General features: G+C 69.4%; 14 protein-coding genes. 8 read left to right on the forward strand and 6 right to left on the reverse strand.

Annotated elements, in window-relative coordinates; genetic code table 11:
* Genes AB0J95_RS07440 through AB0J95_RS07450 form a run of 3 tightly spaced genes read left to right on the forward strand, consistent with a single transcriptional unit; the run spans position 1 to position 3,245 of the window.
* Complete coding sequence (locus tag AB0J95_RS07440; protein ID WP_364753760.1) at positions 1–471, forward strand: TrkA C-terminal domain-containing protein; 471 nt, start codon at positions 1–3, stop codon at positions 469–471.
* Between the two features lie 3 nt (positions 472–474).
* Entirely contained in the window at positions 475–1,656 is a 1,182-nt protein-coding gene (locus tag AB0J95_RS07445; RefSeq protein ID WP_364753762.1) for a cation:proton antiporter, read from the forward strand.
* Positions 1,656–3,245: an NAD(P)/FAD-dependent oxidoreductase gene (locus tag AB0J95_RS07450; protein ID WP_364753763.1), complete on the forward strand. Its 1,590-nt coding sequence runs from the start codon at positions 1,656–1,658 to the stop codon at positions 3,243–3,245. Before AB0J95_RS07445 ends, AB0J95_RS07450 begins: the two co-directional genes overlap by 1 nt.
* Here the strand turns inward: AB0J95_RS07450 and AB0J95_RS07455 are convergent.
* Positions 3,242–3,664: a PPOX class F420-dependent oxidoreductase gene (locus AB0J95_RS07455; RefSeq protein ID WP_364753765.1), complete on the reverse strand. Its 423-nt coding sequence runs from the start codon at positions 3,662–3,664 to the stop codon at positions 3,242–3,244. The genes AB0J95_RS07450 and AB0J95_RS07455 overlap by 4 nt on opposite strands.
* Positions 3,665–3,678: 14 nt before the next feature.
* A complete protein-coding gene (locus AB0J95_RS07460) occupies positions 3,679–4,188 on the reverse strand; it encodes a dual specificity protein phosphatase (protein ID WP_364753768.1) in 510 nt (169 codons plus the stop codon).
* Positions 4,189–4,251: 63 nt separating this feature from the next.
* Here AB0J95_RS07460 and AB0J95_RS07465 point away from each other — a divergent pair, with 63 nt between their 5' ends.
* A complete protein-coding gene (locus AB0J95_RS07465) occupies positions 4,252–4,608 on the forward strand; it encodes a DNA polymerase ligase N-terminal domain-containing protein (protein WP_364753771.1) in 357 nt (118 codons plus the stop codon).
* Positions 4,609–4,697: 89 nt separating this feature from the next.
* Here AB0J95_RS07465 and AB0J95_RS07470 read toward each other — a convergent pair whose 3' ends face one another.
* Positions 4,698–4,907 carry a hypothetical protein gene (locus tag AB0J95_RS07470; RefSeq protein ID WP_364753774.1) on the reverse strand — a complete coding sequence of 70 codons (210 nt, stop codon included), beginning with the start codon at positions 4,905–4,907 and terminating at the stop codon, positions 4,698–4,700.
* Positions 4,908–5,118: 211 nt separating this feature from the next.
* Here AB0J95_RS07470 and AB0J95_RS07475 point away from each other — a divergent pair, with 211 nt between their 5' ends.
* Complete coding sequence (locus AB0J95_RS07475) at positions 5,119–5,349, forward strand: LuxR C-terminal-related transcriptional regulator (protein WP_364753776.1); 231 nt, start codon at positions 5,119–5,121, stop codon at positions 5,347–5,349.
* Positions 5,346–6,053: an AfsR/SARP family transcriptional regulator gene (locus tag AB0J95_RS07480; RefSeq protein WP_364753777.1), complete on the forward strand. Its 708-nt coding sequence runs from the start codon at positions 5,346–5,348 to the stop codon at positions 6,051–6,053. The genes AB0J95_RS07475 and AB0J95_RS07480 overlap by 4 nt, the downstream gene beginning before the upstream one ends.
* A 126-nt stretch (positions 6,054–6,179) precedes the next feature.
* Here the strand turns inward: AB0J95_RS07480 and AB0J95_RS07485 are convergent, their stop codons facing one another.
* Entirely contained in the window at positions 6,180–8,960 is a 2,781-nt protein-coding gene (locus tag AB0J95_RS07485) for a BTAD domain-containing putative transcriptional regulator (RefSeq protein ID WP_364753780.1), read from the reverse strand.
* Between the two features lie 263 nt (positions 8,961–9,223).
* On the opposite strand from AB0J95_RS07485, the gene AB0J95_RS07490 reads away from it, so the two are divergent.
* Positions 9,224–10,354 (forward strand): cytochrome P450, encoded by a 1,131-nt coding sequence (locus AB0J95_RS07490; protein ID WP_364753782.1) that lies wholly within the window; start codon positions 9,224–9,226, stop codon positions 10,352–10,354.
* Here AB0J95_RS07490 and AB0J95_RS07495 read toward each other — a convergent pair.
* Together AB0J95_RS07495 and AB0J95_RS07500 are read right to left on the reverse strand one after the other, a co-directional pair.
* Positions 10,334–11,386, reverse strand: coding sequence for a S8 family peptidase (locus AB0J95_RS07495; RefSeq protein WP_364753784.1), 1,053 nt, complete (start codon positions 11,384–11,386; stop codon positions 10,334–10,336). The two genes, AB0J95_RS07490 and AB0J95_RS07495, sit on opposite strands and share 21 nt — an antisense overlap.
* A 140-nt stretch (positions 11,387–11,526) precedes the next feature.
* Positions 11,527–12,132 (reverse strand): TetR family transcriptional regulator, encoded by a 606-nt coding sequence (locus AB0J95_RS07500; RefSeq protein WP_364753786.1) that lies wholly within the window; start codon positions 12,130–12,132, stop codon positions 11,527–11,529.
* Positions 12,133–12,202: 70 nt separating this feature from the next.
* Between AB0J95_RS07500 and AB0J95_RS07505 the strand changes: the two genes are divergently transcribed.
* Positions 12,203–13,417, forward strand: coding sequence for a cytochrome P450 (locus AB0J95_RS07505; protein ID WP_364753788.1), 1,215 nt, complete (start codon positions 12,203–12,205; stop codon positions 13,415–13,417).
* Positions 13,418–13,452: the final 35 nt, after the last annotated feature.

Raw genomic sequence — 13,452 nt, forward strand, 5'->3', positions numbered from 1 at the left:
GTGGACGTTGAGGTGACGCCCCTGCCGGGGATAGGTACGCGCCAGGACTTCGTGTCCCGTGGCGGCCGCCGGATCGGCGTGGTGACCACGCGGGACGGCAAGGTCGAGCTGATCGTCTCCAAGCAGGACGACCCCGACTCGTGTGTCGCCTCGATCCCGCTCACCATCGAGGAATCCGCCACGCTCGCCACGCTTCTCGGTGCGCCGCAGCTGGTTTCGCGGCTGGAGGAGCAGACCGGCATCACCACCCGCCAGCTGCCGCTCGCCCCGGGCTCGCCGTACGACGGCCGGACCTTGGGCGATACGGCGTTGCGCACGCGCACGGCCGTCTCGGTCGTCGCCGTTGTTCGAGGCGGGACCGTGCATCCCTCGCCGCGGCCGGACTTCGAGTTCGTGGCCGGCGACATGCTCGTCACCGTCGGCACGACCGAGGGCCTCAACCGGGCCGCGACCGTGCTCGAGAGCGGCTGAGGCGTGCACACGACCGCGATATCGCTCATCGAACTGGGAGCGGTCTTCTTCGGCCTGGGTGTGCTCGGCCGGCTGGCCTGGCGGATCGGGATCTCGCCGATCCCGCTGTACCTGCTGGGCGGCCTGGCGTTCGGCTCCGGCGGGCTGCTGCCGCTGCAAGGCATCGACGAGTTCGCGCACCTGGCCAGTGAGATCGGCGTGGTGCTGCTGTTGCTGCTGCTCGGCCTGGAGTACTCGGCCGAGGAGCTGTTCACGGGTCTGCGCAGGTCATGGACCGCGGGCCTGGTCGACATCGTGCTCAACGCGGCGCCGGGGGTCGCGGTCGCGCTGATCCTGGGCTGGGGCCCGATCGGCGCGCTCACCATGGCCGGGGTCACCTACATCTCGTCGTCCGGGATCATCGCGAAAGTGCTCGGCGATCTGGGCCGGCTGGGAAACCGCGAAACCCCGGTGATCCTGTCGATCCTGGTGTTCGAGGACCTGGCGATGGCCGTGTACCTGCCGATTCTCACGGCGTTGCTGGCCGGGGCGTCGTTCGTCGGCGGGCTCACGGCGGTCGGCGTCTCGTTGGTGGTGATCACCATCGTGCTGCTGATCGCGTTGAAGTTCGGCAAATACGTGTCGATGGTGGTGGACAGCCCCGAGCCGGAGGTGTTCCTGCTGCGGGTGCTCGGCGCCGCGCTGCTGGTGGCGGGGCTCGCCGCTCAGCTGCAGGTGTCCGCCGCGGTGGGCGCGTTCCTGCTGGGCATCGCCATCTCCGGGTCGACCGCGGAGAACGCGACCAAGCTGCTGGAGCCGCTGCGGGACCTGTTCGCGGCCATGTTCTTCGTGGTGTTCGGGCTGAACACCGACCCGTCGACGATCCCGCCGGTGCTCGGTTACGCGGTCGCGTTGGCCCTGGTCACGACCATCACCAAGCTCGCCACCGGGTGGTGGGCGGCGCGGCGCCAGGGCATCGCGCGGATGGGCCAGGCCCGCGCAGGCGCGGCGTTGGTGGCGCGTGGCGAGTTCTCCATCGTGATCGCCGGGCTCGCCGTGGCCGCTAATGCCGTCGATTCCCAGCTGGCCGCCCTCGCGACGGCATACGTGCTGCTCATGGCCATCATCGGCCCACTCGCGGCGCGACTCGTCGAACCCGTCGCGCGCGTCCTGCAACGCACGGTGCGGCCCGCGGCAGCAGAATGATGGTCATGGTTGTCGACGCGGTGGTCATCGGTTCCGGACAGAACGGCCTCGTGGCCGCGAACATCCTGGCGGACGCGGGGTGGTCGGTGCTGGTCCTGGAGGCCGCGGACGCACCGGGCGGCGCCGTGCGCACCGCGGACATCACGCGCAAGGGCTACCACCACGACCTGTACAGCTCGTTCTACCCGGCCGGCGCGGCCTCGCCCGCGATCGCCGGGCTGGAGCTGGAGCACTATGGGTTGAAGTGGGTGCACGCGCCCGAGGTGCTCGCGCATGTCCTGCCCGACGACCAGACCGTGCTCTTATCGCGTGACCTGGACACGACCGCCAAGTCGCTGGAGAACTTCGCCGCGGGCGACGGGGACGCGTGGCGCGCGGAGTTCGCGCTGTGGCAGCGGATTCGCGAACGTCTGCTCAACGCGATGCTCGGGTCGTTCCCGCCGGTCCGCGCCGGTGCGGGGCTGCTGCGGACGTTGGGCACCGGCGACGCGTTGCGGTTCACCAGGTCGATGCTGCTGACCGCGCGGCGGTTGGGGGACGAGAAGTTCCGCGGCCTCGGCGGGCGGCTTCTGTTCGCGGGCAACACCATGCACACCGATCTGGGGCCGGATCAGTCCGCGGGCGCGGTGTTCGGCTGGTTCATGGCCATGCTCGGCCAGGATGTCGGGTTCCCGGTGCCCGAGGGTGGCGCCGGCCGGCTCACCGATGCGCTTGTCGCGCGGCTTGCCGAAAAGGGCGGCGAGGTCGTCTGCGGCCGTCGCGTCACTGAGGTTCTGATGGCCAACGGGCGGGCGACGGGGGTGCGGGACGCCGAGGGTGAGGTTGTCATGGCGCGCCGGGCGGTGCTCGCCGACGTGCCCGCGACCACGCTGTATCGTGATCTCGTTGGCGCGGAACACTTGCCCGCCAAGCTCATCGCCGATCTGGACGGCTTTCACTGGGACTACGCGACAGTCAAGGTCGACTGGGCATTGTCCAAGCCCGCGCCGTGGACCGCGCCGGACGCCCGCCTGGCCGGGACCATCCACATTGGACCCGACATCGACGGTCTCGCCGGGATCGCGAACGACCTGCACTGCAGTCGCTTGCCGCGCAACCCGTTCCTGATCGTCGGCCAGATGACCACCACCGACCCCACCCGCTCGCCCAAGGGCACCGAGGCGATGTGGGCGTACACAAGGGTTCCGCGAGGCACCCAGTGGACGGCCGACCGGTTGAAGCGGCGCGCCGACCGGATCGAGCAGATCCTCGAACAGCACGCGCCCGGCTTCGGCTCCCGCATCAAGGCCCGCGTCATCACCGGCCCTGCCGAGTTGGAAGCGGCCAACGCCAGCCTGGTCGAGGGCGCGGTCAACGGTGGCACAGCGGCGATCCACCAGCAGTTGATCTTCCGTCCGACGGTCGGAACCGGCCGCGCCGACACCCCGATCGACCGCCTCTACCTGGCCGGATCCTCCGCGCACCCGGGCGGAGCCGTGCACGGCGCCGGTGGTTCGAACGCCGCCCGTGCCGCACTGGCCCGCGACGGCTGGGCCGGGGGCGCCTACCGGACGGCCATCAGCGCCGCACACAAGGTGTTGTATCGCTAGCCGGCGATGTTGGCCTGGGCGACGATCTTGGTGACTTCGGCGCGGACCAGGTACTCCTCTGGGACGGAGTTGCGCTTGCCGTACGCCTCGGCCTGGTCGGCACCCATGTAGCGGGCGCCGATCCTGGTGGCCCACGCCAGTTTCCCCGGATCCCCCGTCTCCATCGACCGGATCGTGCACTCCAGCATCGCGTAGGAGAACGGCGGCGTCTGGTCGTCCACACACAACGTGAATGCCTTGGTACGCAACAAGGCGCGGGCCTTCACCGACTTGCCGTAGGTGGTGAACACCAGTTCGTCGTTGTCGTCGAGCAGGAACCAGATCGGGGTCACGTGCGGCAGGCCGTTCTTGCGCACGACCGCGAGCTTGCCGGTCCTGGTGCCGGTGAGCAGGAACTCACGCCATTCCTTGGTGATCACCGTTGCACACTAGCTCAGGCCGGTTCGGTCAACCCGCTGAGCAGCTCGGCGACCTCCAGCCCGGTACGCAGGTACTCCTCGAAGGTCGCGTTGTGCAAGGCCCAGGGCGACCGGCGTTGGCGGATCAACGCGATCGCCGAGTCGACGTCGTGGCCCATTTCCACCATCGCCTGCGCGACCACCAAGCCGGACCGGTTGTAGCCCGCGTGGCAGCGCACGAGAGTGGTCCGTCCGGCCCGCACGGCGTTCGCGGTGAACACAGCGAGTTCGCGGACCTGGGCGATCTGCGGGGCGTTCAGTGGCCGGTCGGGGATCTCGAGGATGCGGTGTTCGACTTGCGGTGGCGGCATCAGCGTCGGGACCACATACAGGCTCACGACCAGGTCGAACTCGTCCCCGATCTCGGCGGCCTGCATTTCACTGCCGTCGTTGTAGTAGTGCCCTCCCATCCACAGCTGGGGCAGGATCTCGTTCCACGCGTCGCCCGGCCCGGGCACGTCCCGGTCCTTCTGCTTCGTCCGCACCCTGTCTCCTCCCACCGGCCAGGCAACGGGCGGCCGTGCGGAAACGTTCCTATAGTCGATGAGGTGGACCGGCCCGCTTTCGTCCTGCACGAGCACTGGAAGCCCCGCCATCACTTCGACCTCCGGCTGGAGGAGGACGGGGTGCTGCGGTCCTGGGCAGTGCCCAAGGGGCTGCCGCCCGACCCTGCGGAGAACCGGCTGGCCGTAGCGGTTCCCGACCACGACATGGACCATCTGGACTACGAGGACGAGAACAAGTCCATTGCGGACACCGGCTGGTGGGAAGAACACTCGCGGACACCCAAGCGGATCGTGTTCACCCTGCACGGCCGCGAGGACAGCGTCCGGTACGCGTTGATCCAGACCAAGAGCGACTGGCTGCTGCACCGCGTCAAGGATCAGCACACCACCGCCGCGTAAGCCTTGGCGGGCAACGGCTCACCAGAGCGCCCGCCCGGCTGCTGGAACAGTCGCGCCGAACAACATCGCGTACCCCAATTCGACGAATGTCAGCCAGGATTTCGCGTAGCGTCGGCGTGCGTGCTGATCGGCCGAGCCGTCGAGTCCGGCAGACTGACCACGATCGCCGATCCGGCCGACCCCCGGACCAGCGGCGTCGCCTCGCCGATCGTCGGGACGCTCTGCACACCGAGGACAACCCGGCTGCGGACGTGCAGCGCGGCCGTCTCGTCGCCCGACTCGGCGCTCCCAACGGTCACCACCGCCTCGATCAGCCGCGGCGCACGCCACGCTCGGCTGTCGCGGGTCGGAAATCCTGTCCTTGACCTGCGCGTTCCTGGTCGCCACGATGAGCGTCTGCCTCGCGCCCCTCGGTCCGGGAAACCAACGCGATCCAACTCGAACCCATATGACTGCGGCAGTAACTGAACACTCACAACTTATCCACTACGGCCGCCTACCTTCGTCATCGTGGACAACATCTCGCAGACCCAGACCCTCACGAGGCCGAACAACGAGCAGCTCGAGCTGCTCCGGCTCCTCGCCACCGGCATGCCCGACACCGCGATCGCGCGCCGGATGCGGCTGGCCCCGCGCACGCTGGCCCGCCGCATCTCCACGCTCTACCGCGAGCTGCAGGCCGACAACAGGTTCCAGGCCGGTGCCGCGGCCCAGCGGCGGGGCTGGCTGGCCGACGCGTGACGGCTGTCGAGCTGCTCGGACCGGTGCGGGCGTTCGGCGCCAACCCCGGTCCAGGTCCTCAGCAGGCCGCCTTCGCCATGCTGGCCAGCAAGGCCGGGCAGGTGGTGAAGGTCGAGGAGCTCGCGGCGGGCGCACCGGTGAGCCGGGTCCGCACGCACATAGCCGGTTTACGCCGAGTCCTGCGGCAGGCGGGGCTGGACGCCAAGTCCATCCTCGCCTCGACCGGCGACGGCTATGTCCTGCGGGTGGAACCGGACCAGACCGACAGCTGGCAGTTCGACAAGCTGCACCGTCGCGGGGTGGCGACGCTGGCAGTGGGCGATCACTCGGCGGCGGCGGACGTGCTGGCCTCCGCGTTGGCGCTGTGGCGTGGGGAAGCGCTGACCGGGGTGCCGGGGACGTTCGCCGCCTGGGAGCGTGACCGGCTGACCGAACGCCGGCTGACCGCGACCGAGAACCTGATCCGCGCGCGGATGCGGCTGACCGAACCGGCCGAGCTCGTCCCGGAACTGGCCCACCTCGTGGAAAGCAATCCGCACCGGGACTCCCTGCGCGAGCTGCTGATGGTCGCGCTGGTCCGCAGCGGCCGCCGAGCCGAAGCCCTCCTGGTCCTGCGCGACAGCGCACGCAAACCCGGCCCCCAACTCCTGCGCATCCAAGAACGCATCCTGGCCGACGACGAGGCCTTCTTCGAAGCATCGTGACGGGCGCCCCGACCCCCGCCTGTGGACAATTCGGGGCCAGCCCTGCCCCTGTGGACAACTGCGGGCCGCAGCGCCGACCACCAGGCCGACCCATCGCCGCTGGCGGCGATCACCTGCACGAAGCTGCTACCCGGCGATCTTGGCGCGGACCTCGTCCGCGCCAGGCAGCCGCAGCTCCTCGATGATCACCAGCGCCTGCCGCCACGCGGTGTCCGCGGCCGCCGCAGAACCCGTTTCGTGCAGGATGTCGCCCAGCAGGATCAGTGCCTCCACCTCATCCGAGCGGTTGCCGAGTTCGCGGTAGATCTCGCCCGCGAGCTTGTAGCAGTTGGTTGCCTGTTCCACGTCGCCGAGGCGGTGGTGGATCTCGCCGAGGGTGGACCAGCAGTCGCCTTCGCCGCCGCGGTCGTTCTCCGCCTGGTAGATGGCCATGGCGTCGCGGATGATGGGCAGCGCCTCGTCGTGGTTGCCCAGTTGGGCCAGGCTCGATCCGATGCTCTGCAACGCGATTGCCTGGCCTTTGCGGTCGCCGACTTCTTGGTAGGTCGTCAGGGCGTGGCGGTGGCGTTCGATTGCTTCGATGTGCTTGCCCTGGCGGGCCAGGACGGTGCCGAAGTTGCTGTCCAGGAAAGCGTGCTCGGTGGTCCACCCCAGCTGGTTGAACAGCATCTCGGCGCGGCGCAGGTGTTCCAGTGCGTCCTCGGAGCGGCCGAGGTAGTGCATGGCGCCGGCGAGGCTGCGGTGCATGATCGCGCGGCCCGCGTCGTCGCGCGCGTTGGTGGCCGCGGCGAGGCCGACCGACATGGTCGCCGCCCAGTCGTGCAGCAGGCCTCTTCGCTGGTAGAACTGCTGCATCGTGATCGCCAGCGTCCAGCAGTACGGCGGGAACGAGTTCTTCACCAGGTCGCCGATCACGTGCCGCTCCTCGGCGAACCACTCCATCGCGTCCTCGCGGCTGGTGATCGTCTCCGGCACCACCCCCGGCCGTGCCTCCATGGGTGGCTCCGGCATTTGGGTCGGCCGCAGGATCACCGTCGCCGCGTGTGAGGTGTGCAGGTAGTAGTCGAGCAGCCGGCCGAGCGCCTCGTGCTGGTCGGCCTCGGAGTCGTACTGGTTGCGCAGCTCGATGGCGTACGTGCGGATCAGGTCGTGCGCGACGAACCGGCCGGGCGACACCTCGGTGAGGAACCGGGTGCGGGTCAGCTCGTCGAGCAGGTCCGACGTCTCGCACTGGGACAGCCCGATCAGGCTGGCCGCGCCGCCGAGCGAGGTCGCCGGGCCGCTGTGCAACGACAGCAACCGGAACAGCCGGGCCGCGTCCGGGCTCAGGATCCGGTAGCTCCACGAGAACACCGTGCGCACGTCCGGCGCGTCGCCGTCGCGGAACCCGGCGAGTGTGCCGCCGCCGCGTTTGAGCTTCTGGATGATCGCGCTCAACGGGAAGTGCGGGTTCGCCGCGGCCCGCGCGGACACGATCGCCAGCGCGAGCGGCAGCCGCCCGCACAGCTCGATCAGCTCCTCGACCGCCTCGGCCTCGACCGACACCCGCTCCGGGCCGAGCCGGCGCAGCACGGTTTCGCGCGCGTCCTCGATCGACAACGTGTCCAGCGTCAACAGGAACGCGCCCTCGGACGCGACCAGTCCGGTCAGCCGGTTGCGGCTGGTCACGATGACGTGGCAGCCCGCGGCACCGGGCAGCAGCGGCCGGACGTGCTCCAGGTCGCGGACGTTGTCGATCAGCACCAGCACCCGCCGTTGTGACAACAAACTGCGGTACAGCCCGGTCTGGGCGTCCAGGCCAGCGGGGATGCGCTCCGGCGGCATGCCGAGCGCGTCCAGGAACCCGCGCAGCGCCTCGGCCGCGCTCAGCGCGACACCGTTCGGGTCGAACCCCCGCATGTTCACGTACAGCTGGCCGTCCGGGAACCGGTCGGCGACGGTGTGCGCCCAGTGCACGGCCAGGGTCGTCTTGCCCGCGCCGGGCATGCCGTCCAGCGCGATCGTGGTCAGCCCGCGCGGGGGCTCGTCGGCCGACGGCAGCAGGGACTGCAGGTACTTCAGCTCGGTGCGGCGGCCGGCGAACGCGGGCAGGTCGGGCGGCAGCTGCGCGGGCCGGACCAGCGGCTCGACCACCTGCGGGCGGCTCTCGGCCGGCTCGTGCGGGGTGAGCACCCGCTGGAACGCGGCGGCCAGCTCGGGACCCGGGTCGATGCCCAGCTCCTCGGCCAGCCGTTCACGCACTGTTTCATAGGTCTTCAGCGCGGCGGCCTGGTTTCCCGTCGCCGCGAGCGTCAGGACCAGCCGCGACTGGATGGCCTCGTTGAACGGGTCCATGCTCGAGGCCTGCCGGAGGAACTGCAGAACGTCCGCGCCCAGACCGTTCTCCAGTGCGACATCGGCGGCCTCGCAGACCAGCGTGAGGCACTCCTGGTCGATCTTGGTGAAGATCGTCCGCGCCCGGCCGGACGCCATGATCCCGTGCGCGCACGGCCCCCGCCACAACCGCAGCGCCTGCGTGAACAACGCGACCGCGTCCACCGACTGGCCGGCGGCGTCGTGCTGCCGGGCCCTGGCCGCGAGCTCGCGGAACTCCAGCAGGTCGGCCGAGTCCGGCGTGACCGCGAGCCGGTAGGTCGCGCCGTCGCGGATCAGCCACGAGCCGGTCGCGCGGGCGGCCAGCTCCGGCTCGAAGACACGGCGCAGCGCACCCACGTACCGGTGGATGACGTTGACCGCGCTCGCGGGCGGGTTGTCCTCCCACAACATGTCGACCAGTTCGTCGAGGCTGATCGGTCCACCGGCACCGGCCAGCAGCACGGCGAGCAGAAGTCGCTGCTGCGGCGGTCCCAGTTCCAGCTCAGCCCCGGCCCGCCAGGCCCGCACCGGGCCTAACAGTGCGAAACGCACGGTGTCGGCTTCGACAGCAGTGGCTGACAGGGGTACACCCCCTTGCCTCACCAATGCCCTCCTTGCTCCCCAGAAGGTGGACCTGTGTGATCAGGTAATCATGCCACCGTTGTAGATCGTGCGCTGTGACCAGGGTAACGGTCGCATGGTCGCCGGTTACTTGGTACACCAGTTGAAACGATTTTGTCAGGTGTTTGTATGTCTTTGTCTCCCTGTCATTGTCTGTGTCAGTCATGGATCACTGATGAGCCATTGAGGTTGGTGTGAAAGCAGAAGCGACGATCGGCCGGCTCACCGAGGACCCGCACCCGGTGCTCGCGCGGTTGCGTTCGGACACCCCGGTCGCGTGGGTGCCCGCGCTCAACGGGTGGCTGGTGACCGCGTACGAACCGGCCACCCAGGTGATGCGGGATCCCGCTGTGTTCACTGTGGACGATCCCCGGTTCTCCACCGCGCGGGTGGTCGGGCCGAGCATGCTTTCCCTGGACGGCAAGGAACACGCCCGCCACCGGATCCCGTTCGCCGCGTCGTTCCGGCCCGCCGCGGTGCGTTCCCGGTTCGCCGGACCCGTTTCCGCCGCCGCCAAGCGGTTGGTCGACGCCGTCCGCGGCGATGGCGAGGCCGAGTTGCGGCGGACGGTGGCGGGCCCGCTCGCGGTCACCGTGGTCGCCGAGATCATCGGCCTGGCCGAGGTGGACACGGCGACCGTGCTCGACTGGTACTCGGCGATCGTCGACGCGGTGCAAGGGGTCACGGCCGGCAAGGACGTGAGTCCGGCCGGGCACAACGCCTTCGAGCTGTTGTCGGCGAGTGTGCGGGCGTCGATCGCGGCGGAGCGGGAGTCGTTGCTGCGGGACGCCGCGAGTGGGCTCGGCGTGTCCGAAGTGGTCTCGAACGCGGCCGTGATGATGTTCGGCGGCATCGAGACCACCGAGGGGATGATCACCAACGCCGCCTGGCACCTGTTGTCCCACCCGGATCAGTGGGCGGCGCTGGACGATTCGTTGGTGGCCAACGCCGTCGAGGAGTCGCTCCGGCTCGAACCGGCCGCCGCGGTCGTGGATCGCTACGCCACCCAAGATGTTTCACTCGCTGGCGCTGAGATCAAGCAGGGTGATCTCGTCACGGTGTCGATCGCGGGCGCCAACCGGGATCCGGCGGTCTTCCCGGATCCGGACACGTTCGACGTCCGTCGATCCAATGCGCGCCAACACCTTGCGTTCGCGCAAGGCCCGCACGCGTGTCTGGCGGCGGATCTGGCCAGGCTGGAAACGCGGACGGTGCTCACCGAACTGCGTTCCCTGCCCGGCCTGACCTTGGCCGCGCCCGCTTCACCCACGGGTCTGGTTTTCCGAAAGCCTCAGGCGTTGCGGCTACGCTGGGAGCGTGTATAGCAGCAGGTTCACCGTGTTCGGTGGGACGTTGCAAACCGTGCTGCGGGTGGCGTTGCGGATCAGGGCGCTCGCGACCTGAGCGGGCGTCGCCGCCGGGTGGGTGGCGAGGTAAAGTCCCGCTCCACCAGCGACATGCGGCGACGAGAAGGATGTGCCGCTCGCGGTCAGCGTCGCGGTGTCCGAAGTGCCCCAGGGACCGGTGATGTTCACGCCGGGCGCGTAGATGTCGATCACCGGCCCGAAGTTCGACGGCGGGTGCACGCAGTCGTTCGGGCCGGTGGCCGAGGTGGTGATCGCCTCGGTGACCCGGGCGGGGGAGAAGTTCGAGGCGTCGCCGGCCGAACTTCCCGCCGCCACAACGTAGGTCACCCCGGACGCGATCGACCGGCGGACGGCCGCGTCCAGCGCCGCGTTCGCCGGACCGCCGAGACTCATGTTGACCACAGCGGGTTTGCGCGCGTTCTGGGTCACCCAGTCGATCCCGGCGATCACGTCCGACATCGACCCGGCGCCGCTGTTGTCCAGCACCCGCACCGGTTCGATGCGGATCTTCTTGGCCACCCCGAACGACGTGCCGCCGATGATGCCCGCGATGAACGTGCCGTGCCCGTTGCCGTCGTCTGGGTTGCCGTCGCCGTCGACGATGTCCACGCCGCCGGTCACCCGGCCGCCGAAGTCCTGGTGGGTCTTGCGAACGCCGGTGTCGATCACGTACGCGGTGACGTTGGCGGCCTCGGTGACGTACCGGTATCGCTTGTCCAGCGGCAGTTTCCGCTGGTCGATCCGGTCAAGGCCCCAGGAGGGCGGGTTGGTCTGCTCACCGAACGCGTGAACCTGGCCGTCCGGCACGACTTCGGCCACCGACTTGTCCGCCTTCAGCGCGCGCACCTCGGACTGGCTCAGCCGTGCGGAAAACCCGTTCAGCGCCGCGTACGTGTGCTCGACCCTTGTGCCGTAACGGTTCGCGAGACCGCTCGACTGGTTGAGCACCACGATGTAGCTCGCGGTTGTTTCGGCGTGTGCTGGGGTCACGGCCGCGAAAGTGAGTGCTAACGCGGCGATTCCTGGCCGTAGGTCCATAACACCGTCTCCGTGGGTTCGCCGGGAATGTCCCTTGTATCCCGTCTAGCCCACGGCGGCACGCGGGGCAAGCTTCCCCATTTGCCAGCGAGTCAGGACACCCGCAGCCCGGTCATGATCCGGCGGATCGTGGTGCCGTACTCCTCGCGCAGCCGCGGCTTGTCGGCTTCGGCCGCCTCGGACAGCGCCAGCCCGGCGGCGCTGAGCATCGAGAACGCGATCCGGCTGACGGTCTCCAGCGGCCTGCGCTCCAGCCCGCCGTGGTCCATCAACGCGCCGATCAGCTCGTGGATCAGCCCGTAGGCGAACTGCTCCTCCCATTCGCGCCAGCGCAGCCAGCCCAGCGCGAGCGGCGCCTCGTGCCAGACGATCTTGCCGTAGACCGGGTCGCAGCAGTGGCCGAGGAACGTGTCCAGCGCGTCGAACGCGGCCTGCCACGGGTCGGTCGCGGCCTCGACCACGTCCACGCACTCGTCGATCGCGGCCGCCTCCAACTGCTCGAAAACGGCCTCGAACAAGGCCTTCTTGCCCGCGAAGTGGTGGTAGACGGCGCCTCTCGTGGCTTGGATGTCCGCCGCGACGTCCTCCAGCGACGTGCCCGCGAAGCCGTGTTCGGCGAACCGCCGGGTGGCCGCTTCGAGCAACGCGGTCTTGGTGGCCTGCGAATACTGCTCGCGCCGGCTCCGCACGGTGGACATACGCAGAGTTTAGGACATACGCTGGGTATGTCACAGACGTCGTGTAGGTCCTTCACCTGGGGAGATGTTCATGACCGATACGATTACGCCGTTGTTCAACCCGTACGAGCCGGGCTTCTTCGACGACCCGTACCCCCAGTACAAGCTGCTGCGCGACCGGGACCCGATCCACGAGCACCCGATGGGTTTCTGGTTCCTGTCCAGATACGAGGACGTGTCGGCGCTGCTGCGCGCCGGGTTGTCGGTCGAGGACCGCCACCTGGCCGGCGGGGCGGTCCAGGAGCAGAGCCAGGTGTTCGAGGCGGCCGAGGGGATGATCCTCAACCAGTCCATGCTCGACCGCGACCCGCCCGACCACACCCGGCTGCGCGGCCTGGTGCAGAAGGTGTTCACCCGCCGGGCGATCGCCGCGCTCGAGCCGGAGATCGTGTCCCTTGTGGACAGCAGCCTGGACGCGATGGCCGAGGCCGGCACGGTCGATCTCGTGGAGGCACTGGCGTTCCCGTTGCCGTTCGCGGTGATCTCGCAGATGCTCGGCCTGCCGCGGACCGACTCGGCGCGGGTCCGCGAACTGAGCGGGACGCTGGTCCGGTCGCTGGAGCTGGTGCCGGACGAGGAGACGATGACCGCGATCATCAACGCGAGCATCGAGCTGTCCGGGATCACCCGGGAGCTGATCGACTGGAAGCGGTCCAACCCGGGCGACGACCTGATGACCGCGTTGATCGCCGCCGAGCACGAAGGCGGCGTGCTCAGCGACGATGAGCTTGTCTCCCAGGTGGTTCTGCTCTACGTGGCCGGGCACGAGACCACGGTCAACCTGATCGCCAACGGCGTGGTCGCCCTGCTGCGCAACCCGTCGCAGTACGAGCTGTTGCACGCGCAGCCGGATCTCGCGCCGAACGCGGTCGAGGAGTTCATGCGCTACGACTCCCCGGTGCAGCAGACCCGCCGGATCACCCTCGCGCCGCATGTGGTGGGGGACAAGGAGATCCCGCCCGGCGCGTTCGTGCTTGCCTGCCTTGGCTCGGCCAACCGGGACGAGCGGTTCTTCGGGCCGGACGCCGACCAGCTGCGGATCGACCGCCCCGAGGCGCGTCACCAGGCGTCCTTCGGCGCCGGCCCGCACCACTGCCTGGGCGCCGCGCTGGCCCGGCTGGAGGGCCGGATCGCGTTCGAGCGGCTCGTTCAGCGGTTCCCCGGCCTGACCCTGGCCGGTGACGTCGAGTGGAACGGCCGCGTCAACCTCCGCGGCCCGGCCAAGCTCCCGGTCGCCGTCAAGTAGCCCCCGGGATCACCGGCCGCCGCGCGAAATTTCGG

The organism is Actinocrispum sp. NPDC049592, assembly GCF_040675465.1.
Classification (GTDB): Bacteria; Actinomycetota; Actinomycetes; order Mycobacteriales; family Pseudonocardiaceae; genus Kibdelosporangium.